Origin of the sequence: Gordonia sp. UBA7860 (assembly GCF_002500165.1) — a bacterium.
In the GTDB taxonomy this organism is placed as follows: Bacteria; Actinomycetota; Actinomycetes; order Mycobacteriales; family Mycobacteriaceae; genus Gordonia; species Gordonia sputi.
Genome location: NZ_DLSO01000146.1, coordinates 999 through 21536 on the forward strand (window position 1 = coordinate 999; position 20538 = coordinate 21536).

The 20538-nt window shown below is 66.8% G+C and carries 19 protein-coding genes and 1 pseudogene; 6 read left to right on the plus strand and 14 right to left on the minus strand.

Translation table 11 applies throughout. The annotated features are described in order from the left end of the window. Window positions 1-246: 246 nt before the first annotated feature. From mftC to mftA, 3 genes and pseudogenes are all read right to left on the minus strand, one after another. Window positions 247-1527, minus strand: coding sequence for a mycofactocin radical SAM maturase (gene mftC, locus B3T59_RS18130; protein ID WP_064863183.1), 1281 nt, complete (start codon window positions 1525-1527; stop codon window positions 247-249). A 113-nt stretch (window positions 1528-1640) separates the two neighbouring features. Then, on the minus strand, window positions 1641-1997 hold the full coding sequence (gene mftB, locus B3T59_RS18135) for a mycofactocin biosynthesis chaperone MftB (protein ID WP_064863179.1): 357 nt from the start codon (window positions 1995-1997) through the stop codon (window positions 1641-1643). Then, window positions 1997-2071, minus strand: a pseudogene (gene mftA, locus B3T59_RS18140) (mycofactocin precursor MftA); the annotation flags it as partial. The pseudogene mftA and the gene mftB, both read right to left, overlap by 1 nt. 170 nt (window positions 2072-2241) lie before the next feature. Between mftA and mftR the strand changes: the two are divergent. From mftR to B3T59_RS18165, 5 genes are all read left to right on the plus strand, one after another. Next, entirely contained in the window at window positions 2242-2928 is a 687-nt protein-coding gene (mftR, locus tag B3T59_RS18145) for a mycofactocin system transcriptional regulator (protein ID WP_287004601.1), read from the plus strand. A 143-nt stretch (window positions 2929-3071) separates the two neighbouring features. Beyond that, window positions 3072-4241, plus strand: a complete 1170-nt coding sequence (locus tag B3T59_RS18150; protein WP_287004602.1) for a lipase family protein — start codon at window positions 3072-3074, stop codon at window positions 4239-4241. Between the two features lie 158 nt (window positions 4242-4399). Next, a complete protein-coding gene (locus B3T59_RS18155) occupies window positions 4400-5455 on the plus strand; it encodes a ferredoxin--NADP reductase (RefSeq protein ID WP_005203883.1) in 1056 nt (351 codons plus the stop codon). A 1-nt stretch (window position 5456) separates the two neighbouring features. Next, entirely contained in the window at window positions 5457-5849 is a 393-nt protein-coding gene (locus tag B3T59_RS18160; RefSeq protein ID WP_005203882.1) for a DoxX family protein, read from the plus strand. Further along, window positions 5846-7201 (plus strand): chloride channel protein, encoded by a 1356-nt coding sequence (locus B3T59_RS18165; protein ID WP_064905589.1) that lies wholly within the window; start codon window positions 5846-5848, stop codon window positions 7199-7201. Before B3T59_RS18160 ends, B3T59_RS18165 begins: the two co-directional genes overlap by 4 nt. Window positions 7202-7260: 59 nt before the next feature. Here the strand turns inward: B3T59_RS18165 and B3T59_RS18170 are convergent, their stop codons facing one another. From B3T59_RS18170 to B3T59_RS18220, 11 genes are all read right to left on the minus strand, one after another. Continuing rightward, window positions 7261-7989: a DNA alkylation repair protein gene (locus B3T59_RS18170; RefSeq protein ID WP_064905587.1), complete on the minus strand. Its 729-nt coding sequence runs from the start codon at window positions 7987-7989 to the stop codon at window positions 7261-7263. 30 nt (window positions 7990-8019) lie between these two features. Further along, on the minus strand, window positions 8020-9231 hold the full coding sequence (locus B3T59_RS18175; RefSeq protein WP_064905585.1) for an NAD(P)/FAD-dependent oxidoreductase: 1212 nt from the start codon (window positions 9229-9231) through the stop codon (window positions 8020-8022). Between the two features lie 84 nt (window positions 9232-9315). After that, the gene (locus tag B3T59_RS18180) at window positions 9316-9861 is read right to left on the minus strand and encodes a hypothetical protein (protein WP_064905583.1); all 546 of its coding nucleotides are present in this window, start codon (window positions 9859-9861) and stop codon (window positions 9316-9318) included. A gap of 14 nt (window positions 9862-9875) precedes the next feature. Continuing rightward, on the minus strand, window positions 9876-10535 hold the full coding sequence (locus B3T59_RS18185) for a hypothetical protein (protein WP_082965551.1): 660 nt from the start codon (window positions 10533-10535) through the stop codon (window positions 9876-9878). Continuing rightward, the gene (locus B3T59_RS18190) at window positions 10532-10981 is read right to left on the minus strand and encodes a hypothetical protein (RefSeq protein ID WP_231894686.1); all 450 of its coding nucleotides are present in this window, start codon (window positions 10979-10981) and stop codon (window positions 10532-10534) included. Before B3T59_RS18190 ends, B3T59_RS18185 begins: the two co-directional genes overlap by 4 nt. A gap of 152 nt (window positions 10982-11133) precedes the next feature. Continuing rightward, window positions 11134-11766, minus strand: coding sequence for a hypothetical protein (locus B3T59_RS18195; protein WP_197501516.1), 633 nt, complete (start codon window positions 11764-11766; stop codon window positions 11134-11136). Window positions 11767-11884: 118 nt separating this feature from the next. Beyond that, on the minus strand, window positions 11885-12547 hold the full coding sequence (locus B3T59_RS18200) for a TetR/AcrR family transcriptional regulator (RefSeq protein WP_064905599.1): 663 nt from the start codon (window positions 12545-12547) through the stop codon (window positions 11885-11887). Next, on the minus strand, window positions 12544-13878 hold the full coding sequence (locus B3T59_RS18205) for a cytochrome P450 (protein ID WP_064905580.1): 1335 nt from the start codon (window positions 13876-13878) through the stop codon (window positions 12544-12546). Before B3T59_RS18205 ends, B3T59_RS18200 begins: the two co-directional genes overlap by 4 nt. Before the next feature lie 142 nt (window positions 13879-14020). After that, complete coding sequence (locus B3T59_RS18210; protein ID WP_287004604.1) at window positions 14021-15040, minus strand: o-succinylbenzoate synthase; 1020 nt, start codon at window positions 15038-15040, stop codon at window positions 14021-14023. A 26-nt stretch (window positions 15041-15066) separates the two neighbouring features. Beyond that, the gene (locus B3T59_RS18215) at window positions 15067-15870 is read right to left on the minus strand and encodes an alpha/beta fold hydrolase (protein WP_373278528.1); all 804 of its coding nucleotides are present in this window, start codon (window positions 15868-15870) and stop codon (window positions 15067-15069) included. 50 nt (window positions 15871-15920) lie between these two features. Continuing rightward, window positions 15921-19706 carry an NACHT and WD repeat domain-containing protein gene (locus B3T59_RS18220; RefSeq protein ID WP_064868264.1) on the minus strand — a complete coding sequence of 1262 codons (3786 nt, stop codon included), beginning with the start codon at window positions 19704-19706 and terminating at the stop codon, window positions 15921-15923. Window positions 19707-19898: 192 nt separating this feature from the next. Between B3T59_RS18220 and B3T59_RS18225 the strand changes: the two genes are divergently transcribed. Then, a complete protein-coding gene (locus tag B3T59_RS18225; protein WP_005203855.1) occupies window positions 19899-20198 on the plus strand; it encodes a response regulator transcription factor in 300 nt (99 codons plus the stop codon). Window positions 20199-20538 lie beyond the last annotated feature (340 nt).

Consider the following 20538-nt stretch of genomic DNA (forward strand, 5'->3'; position numbering starts at 1 on the left):
GTCGAACGCAGCGACGTTGTCGTGGGTGGTGTGCCCACCCTGCGTTCCCGCTATCAACGACGAGTAGACCGACTTCGGCAAGCGCTTTTTTGCTCGACGCTGCGCCTCGTGGACCGTCTCGAACCAGGGGTTGCGCGCCCAGGGATTGCTGACCATGGTTGTGTTCCTACCTATTTCATCATGCCGCGGGCACGTTCGGATGAGCCCGGTGTCGGACCGGGCGGGGTGCGTGCTCGTGCTGGGTTGTTACAGCGAGAAGCCCGCGAGCGGGTTCTCGTCGCAGTTCTTCGACGGCGGGCCGCCGACCGGCGTCAAGTCGCCGTCGGGCCTGCGAGTCATCAGGGTCAGGGGCGTCCCACGCGAATGATCTTTGTTCGCAGTGGGTTTGGATCGCTCGCCGGCGAGCAATTCCTCACCGAAACCCTGCACACATTCGGGATCGGGTCCCGCGAGCGGCAGACCCGTGAAGAACTTGGCCGCCATGCACCCGCCGCGGCAGGCATCGAAGTGCGCGCACTTCGTGCACGCGCCGGCGTTCTGCGGCTCGCGTAGTTCGGTGAAGAGGTCGGAGTTCTGCCAGATCTCCTTGAACCCCCCATCGGAGACGATGTTGCCCGCGAGGAAGTTCTCGTGAATCGCGAAGGGACACGCGTAGACGTCGCCGACAGGATCGATCAGGCAGACCACGCGTCCGGCGCCGCACAGATTCAGGCCGGGCAAGCCCCCACCGCTGCCTGATCCGAATGCCGACAGATGGAAGAACGAGTCGCCGGTGAGCACGTTCTCACCATGTGCCACAAGCCATTCGTAGAGCTCGCGCTGCTGAGATGGCAGCGGGTGCAGGTCATCCCAGACGTCGGCGCCACGACCCGACGGACGCAGCCGCGTGATGCGCAGCGTGGCGCCATAGCGATCGGCGAGCGCCTTGAACTCGTCGAGTTGCGCGACGTTCTGCCGCGTCATCACGACGCTGATCTTGGCGTCGCGAAAACCCGCGTCGGACAGATTCTCGAGCGCCCGTACCGCCATGTCGAAAGAGCCCGGTCCGCGGACCGCGTCGTTGACCTCTGCGGTGGCACCGTCGAGCGAGATCTGCACGTCGACGTAGTCCGACGCTGCCAGCCGCTGTGCGACCGCCTTGTCGATACGTAAACCGTTGGTGGAGAACTTGACTCCCACCTGATGACTGGTGGCGTAGTCGACGAGCTCCCAGAAGTCCGGTCGCACAGTCGGTTCGCCGCCGCCGATGTTGACGTAGAAGACCTGCATGCGCTGCAACTCGTCGATGATCGCTTTGCACTGCTCGGTGGAGAGTTCGCGGGGATCGCGTTTGCCCGACGATGAGAGGCAGTGCACGCACGCGAGGTTGCACGCGTAGGTGAGTTCCCAGGTGAGACAGATCGGGGCGTCGAGGCCCTTCTCGAACTGGTCGACGAGCCTGCCGACCTTCGGCGGACGGGCCGACGTCGCGATCGTGGAGGTCGCAGCGAGTTCAGTTGCGCTGGGCGGCAACTCGAGTGTGGTCATCATGACTCCTTGAAGCATGCGTGGACGAGCAGGCACGAAGAGGGCTGGTCTTCTACGGTCCGAGGTTCAGGCCACGCCCGAAAAATCAGCGCCGGAAGCTCATCGCCAAAACGTCAGCGGCGACAGATCATTTCCGACGACGCGAGCGCGGCGAGGGCCTCGAGGTAGAGCGGTCGCGCAGCGCCGTCGATACCCGCGGCGTGCAGCGCGTCGTCGGCGCTGTCGTGATCGCGCAGGGACTCGACTACGCCGACCACCGCGAGGTTCTTCAGGAACGAGAGCTTGCGGGTTCCGAAGTGATAGAGCAGCGCACCGAACGGCTCGGGCCGCAGCGCGACCTTCGGATTGAGCTGCCAAGCCTGCGTCGAATCGAACACGTGCGACGCCGGCGCCGACTCTGCGTGCGGTACCGGATCACCGGTGGCCGCGTCGCGACCCCCGGTGACCGGAAGGGATGTCGGTGCGGACATCAGTAGACCCCGCACATCCCGTCGATCGACACCTCTTCGACGAGCGACTCGCCCACGAGTTCGGCGTCGACATCCGCCGGAACACCGGTGGTTGCCGCAACATCCTGTGCAGACTTGGCTGACTGATCTGCCATGATCCAGACCTCCTTGTGTTGGTGAAGTGAAGTGGATCACGCCACACTATAATGGCACCGGGTGCAGGAAAACACCTGAAAGCGAAAACTATCCGGATGGACAGGTGAGGATGAACCCTTCGGACCCCACGCCGATCCGTGCAGTGACACCGGGCGGCACAGCCGCAGCGACCTCGGGCGGCAGAGCCGCAGTTACCTCGGGCGGCACAGGCGCAGCGACACCGGGGCGCAGGCCCATCACGACGCGCGACGAGATCAGCACCATCGCGATCGACATGTTCACCGAGTCGGGGTTCGAGAACACCAGCGTCGACGACATCGCCGACGCCGCGGGCATCGCGAGGCGCACACTGTTCCGCTACTACCCGTCGAAGAACGCGATCTGTTGGGGCGACTTCGACGCACATCTCGACGACATGCGCACGCTGCTCGCCGCGATCCCCGCGGATCTCCCGATCGCCGCGGCCCTGACCGACGCCCTGGTGTCGTTCAACGCCGTCGACGACGACTACCTCGAACACCATCGTCGTCGAATGTCACTTCTGCTTGGAGTACCTGCGCTGCAGGCATACTCGATGCTGATGTACGCGGAGTGGCGTCGCGTGGTAGCCGAATTCTGTGCGCGCAGAATGGGACTCGACGTCGAAGAGCACGTGCCGCAGACCATCGGCTGGATGTGCCTGGGCACCACCCTCGCCGCGTACGAGCAGTGGCTCGCACACCCCGACTCAGACCTGACCGCGCTGATCGTGTCGGGTTGCGCGACTCTCGCCGACGGCCTGGGCGCCCTGCACTGAGCAACACCCTGCGCAAATACGCGTGTTTCTGACGGACGCGACCAAAGCTTCGCGTGCATCTGTCAGAAACACCCGTTTCTGCGACACGGTCGACGTATTCTGCGCTGGCCTAACAATTCACCGTTCTTCCGGAGGTCGCAGTCGTGAGAGTCGCCGTATCCACCCGAGCGGCGCTCGCCGCGGCCGCCGCTACGCTGAGCCTGGCGTTGACGGCCCCGCTCGCCGACGCCGCTCCCCCTGCTCTAGCTCCCACCGCTGCAGCACCCGCCGCGACCGAATCCGGTACCGCCGGAGCAGTTATCGACACGCAAGCACGGCCCGACGGTTGGCGCGGCGCCGCCCACGGCCTCGCGATCGACTACTGGACGCGCGGCGCGGACGGCAAGCCGGTGCCTGCGAGCGGCGGTCTCCTACTCCCCGCAGGCAAAGCGCCGGCCGGAGGCTGGCCCGTCGTCGCCTATACCCACGGCACCTCCGGTTACGGACCGGGCTGCGGCGGCCAGAGCGGGCCGGACGCGAAGGCGGACAGGTTCACCTCGCGGCTGTTGGCGTCCGGCTACGCGGTCGTCGCGCCCGACTACGTCGGCCTCGGTCGCTTTCGCACCGGCGTGCACCCCTACCTGAACAACGACTCCGAGGGTGCGGCAACCATCGACCTCCTGCACGCGGCACGCAGCGTCGAACCAAGTCTTGCCAAGAAGTGGGTGGTAGCTGGTCCCTCGCAGGGTGGGCAGGCCGCGCTGGCCACCGCGCACATGCAGAGCCGGTACGGCGCGCCAACCGATTTCCGCGGCGCCATCGCCGTCGACCCCGAATCGGACGTCGAGAAGGTGATGGCCTTCCTCGGTCCGTACGTCCCGCCGGCACCTGCCGTGCTGGAGAAGGCCTACGGCTACCTGCTCGCCGTCCTTGCGGGCAATCGCGTCGCCGACCCGGCCGTCGACGTCAACAGCTATCTGTCGCCGTACGGACGCAGCCTCGTCGACAAGGTCGGTGACGGCTGCCCAGCCCCGACGGTTCCGGCGGGAACCGCGTTCGGCAGCCTGCTCGCCAAGCCGCTCGGTTCGCCGGAACTGCGTGCATCTCTCGACCGGTACATGTCGGTGCCGACGTCGGGCTACACCAGGCCGACGCTGCTGCTTTTCAACGCACTCGACCTCACGGTTCCCTCGCCGCTGCATGCCAAGCTCGAAGCCGACTTCGTCGCCAACGGTGTCGACCACCGGACCGTCCTCGGGACCGGGAGCCACACCGAGATGAACGCAGCACAGTGGGCGGCGTGGGACGACTTCCTGCGGACGGCACTCGCCTAGTTCTTGCCAGACTGTCGCTCCCCGACGGTCCTGCCCCGACAAGCCCACAGTCCAGCCGTTACCCTGGGCCGATCGGCTACGCTAGGCTGAACTAGAACATGTTCTCGTTTTGGCCGAACCCGGCTGCGAGAACGACAGTACGCAGGAGACTCCGCGAGATGGCAGAACTGACCCCGCACGGATCACGCAGTGTGATCCTGACCGTGGCCGAGGTGATCGACGAGACCGCCGATGCGCGTTCGATCGTGTTCGAGATCCCCGACGAACACAAGGACGCGTTCACCGACTACAAGCCGGGCCAGTTCCTCACACTTCGCATCCCCAGCGAGCAGACCGGCTCGGTGGCGCGTTGCTATTCACTGGCCTCCTCGCCAGCGACCGACGCGCTACCCAAGGTGACGGTGAAGCGCACCGTCGACGGCTACGGCTCGAACTGGGTGTGCGACAACCTCGCCGCAGGCACGCAGATCGAGGTACTCCCACCGTCGGGGGTGTTCACTCCACGCACTCTCGACGACCCGCTACTCCTCATCGCCGCGGGCAGCGGCGTCACTCCGGTGATGTCGATCCTCAAGACCGCCCTCGCGTCGTCGACGGTCCCCGTGGTCTTCTTCTATGCCAACCGCAGCGTCGACGACGTCATCTTCTCGACGGAACTCGACGAACTGCTCCGCGCCAACGCGGATCGGCTGACCGTCGTCCACTGGCTCGAGACCGACAGGGGTCTGCCCACCGACGCCGCGCTCGCCGAGATCTTCTCTCCCTACGTCGGGCACACCGCGTACATGTGTGGCCCCGGCCCGTTCATGGACGCGGTGCACCGCGCCCTCGACACCGCCGGATTCGCACACCACGACGTTCACACCGAGGTGTACAACTCACTGGCAGGCGACCCCTTCGCCGACCATGAGCTCGCCGAGGTCTCCGCCGACGAACAGGCCGCAGCGGCCACCGTCGAGGTCGAACTCGACGGCGAGACACACGAACTCACCTGGCCACGGAGCCGATCGCTCATCGACATCATGCTCGACGCCGGGCTCGACGCCCCGTACTCCTGTCAGGAGGGCGAATGTGGTTCGTGCGCCTGCACATTGACCGAGGGTAGCGTCGAGATGGACAACGACGGCGCGCTCGACCCCGAAGACATCGAGGACGGCTACATCCTGGGTTGTCAGGCACACCCCACATCCGACCGACTGCGAATCGAGTTCTGACATGGCGCCAGACGTCCCCTCCAACCGTCTGGCGCGCGTGCTCGGCGGCATGCTGCTCGGAATGGGCGCATTGCACTTCGCCGTACCGAAACCCTTCGACGAGATCGTGCCGCCCGAGATCGCCGGAGCGCTCGGCACCGATGCCCGCACACTGACCTACGCATCGGGCGTCGCCGAGGTCGGCATCGGCGCCGGATTGCTTGTGCCGCAGACCCGTCGACTCGCCGCGGGATCGGCTGCCGCACTCTTCGTCGCGGTCTATCCGGCCAACATCAACATGGTCCGCATGTGGTGGCACAAGCCAACGGTGTACAAGGCGATCGCGATAGGCCGACTCCCCCTTCAGATTCCGCTCATCGCAGCGGCCGTAAAAGTCTTCCGCCACTCGAAGTGACCACCGACGACCACAGCTTTCACCGCATCGACGACGACCGCCTCGACGCACGAGCGCTGGTTCTGCTGACTCTCGTCGCGGCGGCGGCGGGTGTGGTCGCGGGTTTCGTCGGCGGGGCGTTCCGCTGGCTGCTCACCCGACTCGACGCCTGGCGGGTCGACGTCGTCGACTGGTCTGATCACCACGGTCCCGTGGGTTGGCTTATCCCGCTGGCCATCTCAGCGACGGCTGCGGCCGCCGCGACGTGGATCGCGATCAAGGTGCCACGCGCAGCGGGCAGCGGAATCCAACATGTGGAGGCCGTCGAACGTGGACAGGCCGAGCCACCGTCGTTGATGGTTGTGCCTGCGCGCTTCGTCGGAGGACTGCTGTCGATCGGCGTCGGCGGTCTCGTGCTCGGTCGCGAAGGCCCGACGGTGCACATGGCCGCCGCGATCGGTGCTGCAGCAGGGCGATGGTGTCGGGCGAGCAAGGACGAGATCCGTGGCCTGCAGACAGTTCTGTCCGGCGCCGGGTTCGCCGTGGCGTTCAACGCTCCGATCGGCGGAGCGATGTTCGTCTTCGAGGAGGTCGCCAAGAAGGTTCGCATCCGAGAGGTCGTGTGGACGCTTGCAGCGGTCGCGACAGCGGTCACGTGCTCGCGCGTCGTCCTCGGTGACATGCCCGACTTCAAGGTCTCGAACGTAGCCGCCCCGGCTCTGGGTACGTTGCCGCTCTTCATGGTCTTCGGCGTCCTCGTCGGACTTCTCGGTGTCGGCTACAACTGGCTGATCAGAGCGTGCCTGTCGTGGTTTGAAGCGCTGCACCGCATTCCGGCGATGGTGAAGGCCGCGATGATCGGCGCACTCATCGGCGCCCTGCTGCTGATCTCACCCGACCTGGCAGGTGGCGGCGACTCACTCACCCAGCGCATCCTCGACGGTCACCGGATCGCGATCATGTCACTTGTCGGATTTCTGGTCATCCGGTTCATCGCAGGCCCGCTCTCCTACTCGGCAGGCACACCAGGAGGACTCTTCGCGCCGATGCTCGCGCTCGGCGCACTGTCCGGACTTCTCTTCGCCTGGTTGATCAACCTCTTCTCGTCGACGCTCGCCACCCAGCTCGCACTACCCCTGGTACTGGTCGGCATGTCGAGCCTGTTCGCCTCCGTCGTCAGGGCTCCGTTGACCGGGATCATCCTGGTGATCGAGATGACGACAGTCACCAGCGCCGCCGTCGCGATGCTCGCTGCAGGCGCAGGCGCCGTCGTGATCGCCTCACTCCTCCGCAGTCCAGCGATCTACGACGACCTCCGTGAACGCATGCTGCGCGCCGACAAAGCAGCCGAGCACCCACCCTCAGCGCAGTAGCCGCCTGTGCGCTCAGCGCAGTAGCCGCCCGTACGCTCAGCGCAGCAGCAACAGTGCGCTCAGCGCAGTGACCGGTAGTGTGCCCGCGCCTCCGGATCGAGGTGTTCGACGGCGTATCCCAGTGCGGTACGGCCCATGTGGGCGGCGTGGTCGTCGAGATAGGACGTGAGCGCCGTGGCGTCGACGCGCTTACCCATCTCGCGCAGCATCCACCCGAACGCCTTCTGGATCAGCGGCCGTCGGTCGTCGATCACCAGCGGCGCCACCGCCGCCAACGCCTGTGCGTCGGCGTGTTTGATCCAGGCGAAGGTCCCGATGATTCCGATCCGCTTCTCCCACAGATCATCTCGCGCGGCGAAATCCACCAGCACGTCCACATCGCCGTGCTGCCACGACCATTCACCGAGTATCGGATCGGCAGAAGAGTCGACGAGATCCCAGTTGTTCACCGCCCCTGCTGCCACCGCCGCGAGGTAGTCCGCAACCCACAGGTCAGCCTCTGCAGCATCGGCACGATCGAATCCGTCACGCGCGCAGAATAATCCGGCCAGTCGTACCTCGTGGTAGCGCGAGCTGAGCAGAGCACTGACCTCGCCGCGACTGATCCCACGGAACCGCTTCGCGATCGCGCGCAGCTGGGGAACCCGGACACCGAGGAACTCGTCGTCGCCGCCGTAGCCGCCCGGATGCGCCTGAAAGTACGACGCCATCGACGTGGCGCGCTCCGGATCGGCCAGTTCGTCGATCGCGGCGATCACGTCCTCGGCGGACCCTCCCGCGTCAGCCATCCGCGCGTCCCGATGCTTCGACGGCATACCTCATGCGTCGGGCACCAGCTCCGAAATCGGCGTCCTTGTCAGCAGTTTCGGACGTGTCTTCATCACGGCGCCGACCTTGCCCGCGCCGACGACCGCGGTGAGTATGCCGGCCCTGCTGTAGTAGGCGAGGAACTTCTTGCCGTCGTCGGAGACGACGTGGACGTCGTCCTCTGCGCGCGGATCACCGAGCACCTGGATCTTGACGTCGAACTGGTCGCTCCAGAAGTACGGCACGGCGGCCGTCACACCTTCTCCGCCGGTGATGTCGGCGGCCACGACCGCAGCCTGCTCGATCGTGTGGTTCCAGTGCTCGACCCGTCGTGGATCGCCTGCGTCGTCGAGCCAGTTGGCGACGTCGCCGACCGCGTAGACGCCCGGCACAGACGTGCGTCCCTGTGCGTCGCAAGCGATTCCGCCGCCGACCTCGCGGGGGGCGAGCTCGATGTTCGACCCGTCGAGGTAAGCGGTCACCGGTGTGGATCCGATGCCGGCGACGACGAGGTCGGCGGGCAGGACCGACCCGTCGTCGAGCGTGATCTCGCGGACTGCGCCGCCCTCGCCCGCCACGATCTCGGCGACGCCGACCCCTGTACGCACCGTGACCCCGTTGGCCTCGTGCATCCGCGTGACGAGCGCTCCGATCCGCGGCCCCAGCGCGAGTGCTAGCGGTGTGGGTGCCGGTTCGACGATGGTCACGTCGATTCCCTGCGACGAGAGACTCGCCGCCACCTCACAGCCAATGAATCCGGCGCCGATCACCACAGCGTTCTGCGCCGCATCGATGGCCGATCGCACCGCGAGAGCATCAGCGAACGTACGCAGGGTATGCACACCCGACATCGCATCGGTGCCCGGGAACGCGCGGGGCCGCAGACCGGTCGCCAGCACCAACGTGTCGTATTCGACGACGCTGCGCTCACCCGCCTCGTCGACCACGGACACCGTCTTCGCGTCGGTGTCGACGGAGCCGACGGTGGTACCGAGACGCAGCGTGATATTCGAATCGGTATAGAAGGCAGCCGGTTTGAGGTCGACGCGGTCGTCCTTGCCCAGCAGCACCGACTTCGACAGCGGCGGACGATCATACGGCGGGTGCGGTTCGGCACCGATCAGCGTGATCGGCTTGTCGTACCCGTCGGCGCGGAGGTTTTCGGCCACACGGATCGCTCCGAGTCCCGCCCCGACGATCACGACACCCGATGTTGCGCTCATGAGATCCTCTCGTTCGGCACGATCACACTCGCCCGATCAGGCGTCGGCGAAAGCGATGCCTCGCGTCCGAGCGATGCCTCCGCATCAGCGAGTGATGTCCCCGACGGGTGTGAGGTCGGCCAGTAACCAGTTCCCGTCGACATTACGCATGTCCGCCCACCGAGCAATAGGGGTTCTGGTCGGCGAATTCTCGTCGCTCGAGCCTGTCGAGTTCCCGAGCGTCTCGTCGACGAAGACCAGGACGCGCGCGGCCGACGTGGTGTATGACGCAACACCCGCATCGACGACGTCGGCCTCGACGGTCAGCCCGCCCGCAACCGCGCCGGGTAGTACGGCGTCGGGTCCATGGAGTGCGTACCGGGTTGCGAGTGGATCGGTCAGCCCGGCGGCCACCGTCTCTCGTTGCTTCTGCGACGCATTCGGCGCCACACGCAACGTCTGTTCGACGATCCGTTCGGTGGCCGTCAGCAGCGCCGAGCGCGCCGCGTCGTCCGGCGCTGGCCTGTCGGTGTACGCACGGGTCCACGACACCGCCGCGACAACCAACGCAACGACGACAATCAGCGACGCCGCGAGTAGCGCTCTGCGCGCACGACGCGGCAGCCTGTGGTGGACGACGAGCGGTCTCATGCCGGCACCAGCCCTCATTTCACCACCACCTCGGTGGTCTTCCACGTCCCGCCGACGCGTTCAAGCGACAGCCGCACCGTGATCACGTCGGTGTCCGGATCGGCGCCCAGCAGAGCGGGATCGGAGGTCTGAGCGGTGACGAGCGCGTCGGCACGCGCCCCATCCGACGTCGACGTCGGATCGCTGATCAGTCCCGCCGCGATCACCCGACCCGACATCCCGGTCTCCGCGGAGGAGACCGCGGCGACCAGTGCGTCACGTGCCTTGCTCAGCCGATCATGCTCTGCGCCAGTGCTGTTCGCGATGATCCGGTCGGCGTAGCCGGCGGCGTCCTTCGGCGTCGCGGTGAGCATCGCCGTCACCGCGCCGCGTGCGGCGGTCAGCGCGGCACGCTGCCCGGCTGCACGCTCGTCCTGCCTATGATCAACCACTGCGAGCACGATGATCGCCACCAGTCCGCAGACGACGAGCACTGCGGCACAGGCCAATCCGATACGCAGTGCGTGAGATCGGCGACGGGCACGCGCGCGTAGCGCATCTGCCGCTGCGATCCGCGCGCGTCGCGCCGTCCGAGTGGCCTCGTCGACCCGAGCGGCAGCCGCCAGAACACGCTCGTCCTCCGACGATCCCGGGTCGTCCGATCTCACCTTCTCGGGCTTCGCGATGTCACTCACGCGAGCACCTCGACTCCGGTCACGAGCCAGCGACCGTCGATCTCGGCGAATGATGCACTCACCGTTCGCTTCTCGGTGACCGGAGCAGCGTCTGTGCGCGTTGTGGTGACGGTTGCGGTCATCAGCACTGTTCCGCTGTCTGTCTGCGCATTGGACACCGCGACGTCGCCGGGCCGCCACTCGACGGCCGTCACACCGCCGTCGGGTGCGCGACCGAGTTGCGCGGCAAAGCCTTCCGCGAAGTCGCCCGCGACAAGACTGCGGGCGCGGGCGCGGTCGGTCTGCCACGTCGCCGAGTGCACGGTGAAGACCGCTGCCACCGTCGACCCCGCCTGCTCGCGCAACTCGGTGCGCGCCTGCTCGACAGCACCGTTGTGTGCCACCACGCGCGATGCCACCACGACGCCCGTCGCCACTGCGACGAGCAGGAGCGCGGCACACAGCACGAGGACGACGGCACGGCGGGTTCCGATAATCCGGGTGCCGATGATCCGGGTTCCGATAATCCGTTGTCGGCGAACCTGACTCGTTCGCTCCCGCGAATCCGCTGAGCTCGTTTCCCCAGCGCTCGTTTCCCCAGCGCTCGTTTCCCCAGCACTCATGGCAGGTACTTGACGGCGCTCACCTTGAGCGCCCCGTCGTCGGGCACGACCAGCATCGTCAACCGGAACTGGCGCACCGGCGTCTGCTGCTGACCGCGATAGCTGACTGCGGCCGCGACGAGGACAGTCGCGTCGTCGCCGGAGCGCGCCGAGACCCCCGACGCGTCGACCGTCGCATCCCCGACGGTTCCGGTGCGTCGCACGTACTCGGTGTAGCTGCTCGCCGATTGGGCGAATTCGTCGTGGAATCCGCCCGTGGCGTGGTCGAGGATGCGGCGCGCTCGCGCGGGGTCGGCAGGATCGGCCGACAGCAGCAGCGACGCCACCTCGGTGGCGGTGTGCCGATAGTCGTCGTCGGTGTAGGCATGCGCCGCCCTCGCCCACGCGGCCACTCCGACGCCCGCCGCGACGACGGCACCGATCACCACCAGCCCGACGAGCACCCACCACACCCGACGCACACCGGGCCGTAGCCCCGCGTCGACCTCGGCGTCGAGCAGGTCATCGAGCGCGCTTCGCAATTCCGCCCGCGCACCGCGCTCGTTTTCGAGGAGCGTCCGATCGCTCGCCACGGACCCGTCGACGGACACACCTCCTGTCGACGAACCCGAACCTGCGCGCCGCGTCATGACGCACGCCCTCCCTGTCTCGTACTGCGCGTAAGGAGCCACGCCGCCGGCACACTTCCTCGTTCACTCAACCCACCGACGCGACTTCGCATCCACCCTAGGACGTGGGAACGCACTCTCACCAGATCATCGGAGCGAGGAACGTCGCCGCGAAGTGACGCACACTGCTCGGCTCGCGCCGCGAATCATCCGATGCCGGCATTTCCAGATACGAGATGACCAGTCGCACATGAATTTCCACGGCTTGAGTGAGATCGTCGGCGGGCATCTGCGCGCCCGCGTCGCGCAGCACAGCGGCGATGCGCGCCGTGGCGACCTCGACGAAGAGTGCACCGAGTTCGGCGGTGAGTCGCTTCACGCCGTGATCGGCGAGAATCAACCGGTTGAGCAGCGGATCGTCGGAGATCATCTGGGCGCCACGATAGAACGCCTCGACGACGGCGTCGGACGGCCCGAGTCCGGCCACCGCGGCGTCGAGTGTGCGCATGCCCCGCTCGTACCGGTCAGCCGCGACCGCGAGCAGCAGAGCGTCTTTGTTCGGGAACCGGCGATACAGCGTGCTTCTGCTGACCCCGGCACGCGCGGCCACCGCATCGACGTTCGCCTGCGCTATCCCGGCAACCGTGAACTCGTCGGCCGCGGCGGCGAGGATCGCCGCTTCCTGATCCGCGGGACTGCGGGTGTTACGACGCTTGCGCTGTCGGACGTCGCGAGGCGGCTCCCCCGACTCTCCAGCGTCTGCGGCGCCAGCAGTACGTTCCGCTGCCCGTCGAGCGGTCATCGCCGCCACAGCGTCACGGGGAGCCGGTCCTTGGGAACCGGTAATGCGCTGTAATCCATCGGCATTCGATAGTCGGCGGACACCGACCACTCGTAGCCGCGCAGCAGTTGATGCATGATCGTCTTGATCTCCATCTGCCCGAAGTACAGGCCGATGCACTTGTGCACGCCGCCACCGAAGGGCGCCCACGCCATCCGGTGCCGTTTGTCCTCAGCACGGTCGGGCATGAACCGCTCGGGGTCGAATCGGTCGGGCTCCGAATAGATCTCAGGGTCGCGATGATTGGTCAGCTGCGAGATCGAGACCATCGTGCCCTCAGGGATGAAGAAGTCGCCGATGTGGGTGTCGGCGATCGCCGCGCGCGGCTGGGAGGGCACCGGCGGACACAGCCGCAACGACTCCTTCATCACGAGGTCGAGAGTGTTCAGCGAGCCGAGATCGTCGTATCCGAGTTCGCTTGGCAGCTCATCTGATTCGTCGCGCGCACGCTGCTGCCACTCGGGGTGGCGGGCCAGGTGGTATGCCATCTGGGTCATGGTGATCGTCGAGGTGTCGTGTGCGGCCATCAACACGAAGATCATGTGGTTGACCACGTCGTCATCGGTGAAGCGTTGCCCCTCTTCGGTTTCGGCGTGACAGAGAACCGAGAACAGGTCGGGAGTCTCCCGCGCCCGTTTGTCGGCGATCGCGGAGGAGAAGAACTCTTCGAGAACTCGACGCGATCGCAGACCCTTCCACCAACGTCCACCGGGAACAGGTCTGCGCACCAACGCAACTCCCGCGCGCACCGTCTCGATGAACGCCTCGTTGAGACGGTCTGCCTCATCGCGAGGCAGTTCGACGCCGAGGAACACCTCGAGCGCGACGTCGAGCGTCAGTGCTTTGAACTCGTTGGCCAACAGCACCTTTTCCGTGGGGAACCGCTGCATGCGATCGAAAATCATGGGCGACATCTCCTGCATGTAACCCTTGAGTGCCGTGTTGGAGAACACCTGCTGCATGAGCAGCCGGTGGTGACGGTGCTCGTCGAAGTCGAGCAGCATCAGACCGCGATTGAAGAACGGACCGATGAAGTAACCCCAGGCGGGCCCGTTGGCGAACGCACGGTCACGGTTGCGCAGGATCTCGTCGGCGGCGTCGGCTCCGGATGCGACCACCACCCTCAGCCCGAGCGCGTTGATTCCGTAGATCGGGCCGTACGCAGCGCGGCGCGCAGCCGAGTAGCCGAACGGGTCGCGGCGCATCGACAGCACCTCGAGCATCCCGTTGCGGTCGGCACACGGGACCGCGCGCAGTCCACTTCCCGCAGGCGCTGGAGCGATGATCGTCATGTCGCAGCCTTCCGTCCAGGTGGATCAGAGCAGGTGGATCTGAGCAGCTGGACCAGCTACACAACCGACCCGCACCCGAAGTGAGCGCACTGTCGATGTGATCCAGCTCTCACCCCATTGGAACAGATCGGCGCAAATGTCTCTATGGTTTCGTGAAGTCCGGCTCGGCGCCGCGTCGACGCAGCACGTCGTGACACCGGCGCACACGGTCGTGCCACCACGCTGTCCGCTCGGGATCGGCGGCGGCGTCGTCGGACACGAGTGCGGCGTCGGGGCCAAACCATCTCGGGGCGACGACGCCGTGTTCGGGCAGGAACGGGTCCGCGACGTCGACGGCGAACAACGAGCCGGTGCCGAGTCCGCACGCGAGGTCGAGACGGTCGAGCGCCGCCGCGGCAGCCACGCCCGCAGCCATTCCCACCGCAGTGTCGAGGGCGCTGGACACCACGACGGGCAGACCGATCTCGTCGGCCAACCGCAGAACCGCACGCATGCCGCCGAGGGGTGCCACCTTGAGCACCGCGACGTCGGCAGCGTCCGCGGCGACGACCCGCATCGGGTCGGCGACTTTACGGATCGACTCGTCGGCGGCAATCGGTACCTCGACCGCACGACGCACCTGGGCCAACTCGTCGACGGTCGCACACGGCTGTTCCGCGTACTCGACGTCGCCGATCGCACGGATCGACGAGATCGCCTGCGCCACAGACCACTTCCCGTTGGCGTCGATCCGGACCCGAGGTATCACGGCGCGAGCTGCCGCAACACGGTCGACGTCGTCGGACAGCGACTGCCCGGACTCGGCCACCTTCACCTTGGCTGTCGTCGCTCCCGGGTAACGAGCCAGGATGTCGGCGACCTGGTCGGCGGCGACGGCAGGCACCGTCGCGTTCAGCGGAACGGAGTCACGTTGTGCGGCAGGCGGTCCGAGGTAGGCGGCTTCGATGCCGGCCGCCAACCACGCCGCCGACTCCTCGTCGTCGTACTCGACGAACGGACCGAACTCGCCCCATCCCGCCGGACCACGAAAGATCAGCGCCTCGCGGCGGGTGATACCGCGGAACCGTGTCCGCATCGGCAACGCGACGACCCGCGCGGTCTCGAGGATCTCCTCGACCGGGGGCAGCGATGACCCGCTCGGGGCGGCATCTGTTTCCGTCATGTCGGCACCCTTCATTTCCCCGTCGTTCATGTCACCACCGAGAGGAAGTCGCCCGCCAGACTCACGAACCGAGAGCCCTGATCACGGTGAACCGAGTGGCCGGCGTCGATGATCTCGAATGAGCCGTCGGGAAGTCGCTCGCTCAGCGCCCGAAGATGCCGTGGCGGAAGGAAACTGCGTTCACCGCCGGAGATCACCAGTGTGCGCGCACGCACGTCGTCGAGTGCGGCCCACCACTGCGGTGCGGCGACCGCGAACTCGGCATTGACCTGATCGGTGACCGACCGGTCGTAACGCAGGAACGGCCGCGGATCGGCGAGCAACTGTCCCAGGCCGCGTATGCGTTCGCCGAGTGTCGCGTCGACCGCGATCTCCTCGGCGAGATCGGCGTCATCGCGGGGCATCGGCGGGACCTCCTCGAGCACGAGGCATCGGACTCGCCCGGGTTGATCCATCGCGACACGCAGCGCGGTGTGCGCACCGAGGGAGTGGCCGGCGAGGTCGACGGTATCGAGACCGAGTTCGTCGAGTACGAACGCGACGTCGGACCGAAAATCATTGAGCCCGTATCGCTTCTCGCGACTGCTCACTCCGTGCCCGCGCAGATCCATCGACACAACTGCGCGGCCGCGGCGTCGTAGTGCCTTGGCGAACGCCCGCCAGGTGGTGTGGTCGGAGGCCATGCCGTGCACCAGAACCACCGGTACGCCGTCGTCGAGTGACCCCGACACCTCGACGGCAAGCGATTGCGCTCCGGATGTCGTGGGTCCGGACGTCGTAGCTCCGGACGTCGTATCGGTGTCGATGCGGGGCCGACGGAATGTACGCACGTCTACCAAGGGTAGTCACGCGGCGTGTCACAGACCTGCGGGCGGGCCGGTCACCGCCTACACGGCGAGGTGTAGTCGAGACCGCGGATATACGTGCGCCACTCCTCCGGCGTGATCGGGTCGGCGCCGTGAGCGCACTGTTCGTCGATGATCTGTCCCGGGCTCAGTGTCCAGGTCTCCATGAAGCCTCCCTGCCCTGCCGCGACGATGCGGTCGCCGGGGAGGAAGCGGACGTCGTACACGCGGCCCGGATACGACCGCAGCACCACCTCTGCCTGAGCATCAGCGAGGTTCCACACCCACACCTCTGAGTTGCTCCCACCCGCGATCACCCTCTTGCCGTCCGCGGAGAATCCAGCGCTGTAGAGCTGCCCGGCAGGTCCGGACAGTTCGGCCGTCCTGCGCGGATGCCGCTTGTCGGAGATGTCGGCCACCTCGACATTGCGTTCCTCCGACGTCGACACGATCGATGTGCCACTGGCGTCGAAGCGCACCGACAGCGCCGAGGCCTTGAACGTGATCGGATCGGGATATGCCTGCGGCGCAGCGGGATTGGAGAGATCGATCAGTCGCACCGGACCCGTCACCGTTGCGACGGCGGCCGTGCGCCCGTCGGGACTCAGAGACGCCCACGCGATCCCGCCGCCGGCGTCGAACGTGGAGACGACACGAGGGGCCGACAGCGTCGTGGCGTCGATGACCGTCAGGTTGTTGCCGTCGGTGGCGCCGGTGACCGCCAGACCGGACTTCTCGCTGTAGTCGACAGTCTCGTTGAGTGTCGGTTGCGCCGCGACGCTGCCCACGACGCGTGGCTGTTGCGGATTCGAGTAGTCGGCAAATTGCACTGTCCCGGTGACTGTTCCGGTGGTGACCACGCGACCCGACGGAGACATCACCACGGCACCCGAGTACACAAGTCCCGCAGCAGGTATCAGGTCTGGTCCGCCGCGCACGATCGCTGACGGCTCGACGCGCCACTGCGTGATCCGACCGTCGGTGCCCGTGTCCGCGGCGACGATCGTCGTCGCGTCGCGGTTCGCCGGTATCTGGTAGACGCTGTTGGTACCGACCGACGTCATGCCGAGAACCGGAGGCCAGTCCTGGACCCGCCCGTCCTCGCTCGACGAGACGATGTCATCGCCCGCAAAGACCACCGACACCGAGTTCGACGACCCGGTCAGAACCCGAGGTGCCGCAGCCGGATTCGAGCGGTCGAACACCCGAATCGTGTTGTCGGCACCCGCGCCGACGACTTTCGTGTCGTCGCCGTTCAACGCCACCGCATTGACGTAGCTGTTGAAACCACCGAAACGCGCCACCGAGCGTGGTGCTGCGGGATTCGCGACGTCGAACTCCTGGATCACCCGACTCCGCAGCCCGGCGAGCAGTCGCGTCCCGTCGCGCGTGTAGACGAGTCCCTGCGCGAGTTCGTTGTCGCGCCATTCGTCGAGTGGTATCTCGCCCGACGGGACGAGCGCGTCACCGTCGATCCGCCAGAGATCCACCCGGCGGTTCGCGCTGCTGGTCGCCAGCGACTTTCCGTCCGAGCTGAACGCTGCCGCCCCCGCGACGCCCGCGACCTTCGCGGGCAACGGAACCGACCGCCAGGTCTGCCCCTGTGCTACCCATGCCTCGACACCCCTGTCCGGAACAGACGCCACGACAAACCGGCCGTCCGGGCTGACGGTGAGTCTGTTGATGTCGCCACTGACATCGGGAAAGTCGTAGCGCCGCAACGGATGTGCGGGATCGGCGATGTCCCAGGCGGTGATCGTTCCGCGTCCGCCGAGTAGCAGCGTGCGGGCGTCGGGCATCAGTGCGACACCCGCCAACCGCCCGCCACCGCCGGGCGCACGGAACTCGGCGACCCTCGACTGCACCCCGTCATCGTCGACCTTGAAGAGACGGACCTGACCGCCCGCGCCCGCCGCCGCGATCAGTGAGCCGACGCGCGACATGAGCACCGAGCCGGGGTCGCCGAGATATCGGGTCGGCACGCCGCGGCCCGTTGCGTCAATCAGACGCGAACGTGCCTCGAGCGTCGGTGATGCCTCGTAGGCGATCATCGCCAGCTGCGCCGCCATGAACGGATCACGCTCACCGAGTTCTGCCGACTGCACCGACAACTGCCGGCTCAGTGCCTCGTTTCTCGCAGTCTCGGCGGCCTCTCGCTGATGGACGGCGTTCACACCCGCGGCGACGGCGGCGACAGCACCGATCACCGCGACGACCCCGAACACCGCGGCGAACAGTGCCACGCGCCGCAACTGAGCGGATCGACGCTTCTCGCGGTCTGCCTCTGCCGATCGTCGAGCGGTCGCGGCAGCCAGGAACTCGCTGCTGACCGGGTCGATCGGGTCGTCGTCCGACTCCTGCGCCAGTTGGTCGAAGACCTCCAATCGCGGCCCACCGATCAGCATGTCGTCCGGCCTGCCGTCGGCGTCCCACGGTTCGGAGTACGCGCGCAATCTCCGACGCAACAGGAGTTGTTCACGGTCGTCGTCGATCCATCCGCGCAACCGCGGCCACGCGGTCAGCAATGCCTCGTGGGTGACCTGCGCATGCGACGACGACACCGTCACGAGGCGGGACGCCGCGTAGTTCTCCAGCACGTGCGCGGCGCGGGAGTCCCCGTCGGCGGTCAGTTCGTCGAGCGGAACCCGACGTCGGGTGACCCCGTCCTCGTCGACGTTGACCATCGCGAGCAGCATGCGTCGCGCGATCTGTTGCTCGTCCGCGGACAGCTCTCCGTACACCTTCTCCGCTGCCTGCTCGACCGCACCGCCGATGCGCCCGGTCGCGAGGTAGTCGCGCACGGTCATCCGCCGACCGTCGGATTGTTCCCAGGTCGCGAGCAGCGCGTAGGAGAGCAGGGGCAGATCACCGGCTGCCGTCGAGCCCGCCGCGGGCACGGCGTCGTCGAGGAGCATGTCGACGAGGTCGGGCTCGACCTCGACGTCGGCGACGCGCGCCGGCCCGACGATGACTTCACGCAACTGCTCACGCTGCATCGGCGGAACCACCAACTGGGCGTTCTCCAGCGTCTTGGGCACCCACGGCACGACGCGTCCGTAGAAGTCGGCGCGCAACACCCCGACGGGGACGATGTCGGAGCCGGGCGCCTGCGCGGCGTCGAGAATCCGCGTGATCGCCTGCTTGCGCACGTCGTCGGAGTTCTGCGTCCACATCTCCTCGAGCTGATCGATCACGAGCAGCGCGGGCCGATCGGTGTTTTCGTGCGCGGCCAACTCGTCCATCGCCGCGTCGAGGGCCGCCAAGGCGTCGTCGCCCGGCGTCATCACCGCGCACCGCCAACCGGCGAGCGGCCCCTCGTGGACGACCTGCGCAAGGAGGCCCGCACGGACGAGCGACGACTTTCCGACACCCGACATTCCGACGACCATCACGCCGCGCGCCATACCGCTGGTCTCCCGGTCGGCGCTGCGTGTCGCGACGATGAGGTCGACGAGTCTGGCCACCAGCTCGTCGCGTCCGAAGAAGTATTGATCGTCGGCAGCGTCGAACGTCGCGAATCCGCGATACGGGGAGTCGGGCCGAGTCCGACGACGGCCGGTCCTCCGCGCACTGCGTTCGACGGCCTCCCACCAGGCGGCAACATCCTCGGGATCGGTGACACCGCAGACTCCGAGAACCCTCTCGAACATCTGACGGCTCGCGCGGGTCGGTGCGTGCTGCCCCGCGAACCAACCGGCGACGGTCCCGAGCAATGCGTCCGCATCGGCCGCGACATCCCGCACACTCAGCCCCGCACCGACACGCAATTCCGTGAGTGCGCGACCGAGTTCTTCGCGCGTCGTCACCGACTCCGGCGTCATCAAGCCTCCTGCTCTTTTGTGCAGGTCAGCGTATCGACAGTCGTATCGACTTGCTGTACGGACGCGCCACATTCGACGCGTCGGAAGCACTGCGGTGAAGATAATTCAACCGATGAGACGACAGGTTCGATCACTATCACAACCGTCGACCTCACGGCCCCCAACCGCACTCGGCGTGAACGCAGGGAGTCCATGCACCAGACACCGCTAGTCCAGAATCGACCGATTCCCCTCCATCGAATCGATGCCGCCACCCAGGGGCCGTTGCGCGCGCGGCTGTCCGCGCGCGAGGTCGAGGTCCTCGTGGCGTGGCTGCACTCGGAGTCCAAAGAGGAAGCCGCTCGACAGCTGTTCCTGGGTGCGACGACCGTCAGCACCCATATCTCCCGAATCCGGGCGAAGTACAGCGCGGTCGGCAGGCCCGCGCCGTCGAAGGCCGCGCTGTTCGTCCGAGCCATCCAGGACGGCTACGTCGACCTCGCCGATTGGTGACGCGGGCATAGGTATTGCCAATCGTCGGTAACGCGGATCGTCGAGGTTGCCAATCGTCCGTGTCGCGAATTGTCCATGTCGCGGATCGTCGAAGTTGAATATCGTCCACATCGCACATCGTCGATGTCACGCCCGCGGCCGCGTTGGTGTGACGGGCAACCGCTCCCCATCCTCGGTCACGGGCGTGACATCGGCGTCGCAGAGGACGTCCACGTCAGTCAGACCGTTCCGCGCGTCGCATCCCCTGAAAACGCGCGGAAACATCGGTCACCTGTCGTGGAACCACCTGCTGTTCTTGGCCCGCCAGACCATGTCCTCCCAGTACGCCCACGTGTGGGTG

Coding starts and splice junctions, on each gene's coding strand:
- B3T59_RS18160 (WP_005203882.1), top strand. CDS start 5,457: ATGGCGCCAGACGTCCCCTCCAACCGTCTGGCGCGCGTGCTCGGCGGC.
- B3T59_RS18195 (WP_197501516.1), bottom strand. CDS start 11,766: ATGACGCGGCGCGCAGGTTCGGGTTCGTCGACAGGAGGTGTGTCCGTC.
- mftB (WP_064863179.1), bottom strand. CDS start 1,997: ATGTCCGCACCGACATCCCTTCCGGTCACCGGGGGTCGCGACGCGGCC.
- mftC (WP_064863183.1), bottom strand. CDS start 1,527: ATGACCACACTCGAGTTGCCGCCCAGCGCAACTGAACTCGCTGCGACC.
- B3T59_RS18180 (WP_064905583.1), bottom strand. CDS start 9,861: ATGAGACCGCTCGTCGTCCACCACAGGCTGCCGCGTCGTGCGCGCAGA.
- B3T59_RS18170 (WP_064905587.1), bottom strand. CDS start 7,989: ATGGCTGACGCGGGAGGGTCCGCCGAGGACGTGATCGCCGCGATCGAC.
- B3T59_RS18210 (WP_287004604.1), bottom strand. CDS start 15,040: ATGACGGAAACAGATGCCGCCCCGAGCGGGTCATCGCTGCCCCCGGTC.
- B3T59_RS18220 (WP_064868264.1), bottom strand. CDS start 19,706: ATGACGCCGGAGTCGGTGACGACGCGCGAAGAACTCGGTCGCGCACTC.
- B3T59_RS18155 (WP_005203883.1), top strand. CDS start 4,400: ATGGCAGAACTGACCCCGCACGGATCACGCAGTGTGATCCTGACCGTG.
- B3T59_RS18175 (WP_064905585.1), bottom strand. CDS start 9,231: ATGAGCGCAACATCGGGTGTCGTGATCGTCGGGGCGGGACTCGGAGCG.
- B3T59_RS18205 (WP_064905580.1), bottom strand. CDS start 13,878: ATGACGATCATCGCTCCAGCGCCTGCGGGAAGTGGACTGCGCGCGGTC.
- B3T59_RS18200 (WP_064905599.1), bottom strand. CDS start 12,547: ATGACCGCTCGACGGGCAGCGGAACGTACTGCTGGCGCCGCAGACGCT.
- B3T59_RS18225 (WP_005203855.1), top strand. CDS start 19,899: ATGCACCAGACACCGCTAGTCCAGAATCGACCGATTCCCCTCCATCGA.
- mftR (WP_287004601.1), top strand. CDS start 2,242: ATGAACCCTTCGGACCCCACGCCGATCCGTGCAGTGACACCGGGCGGC.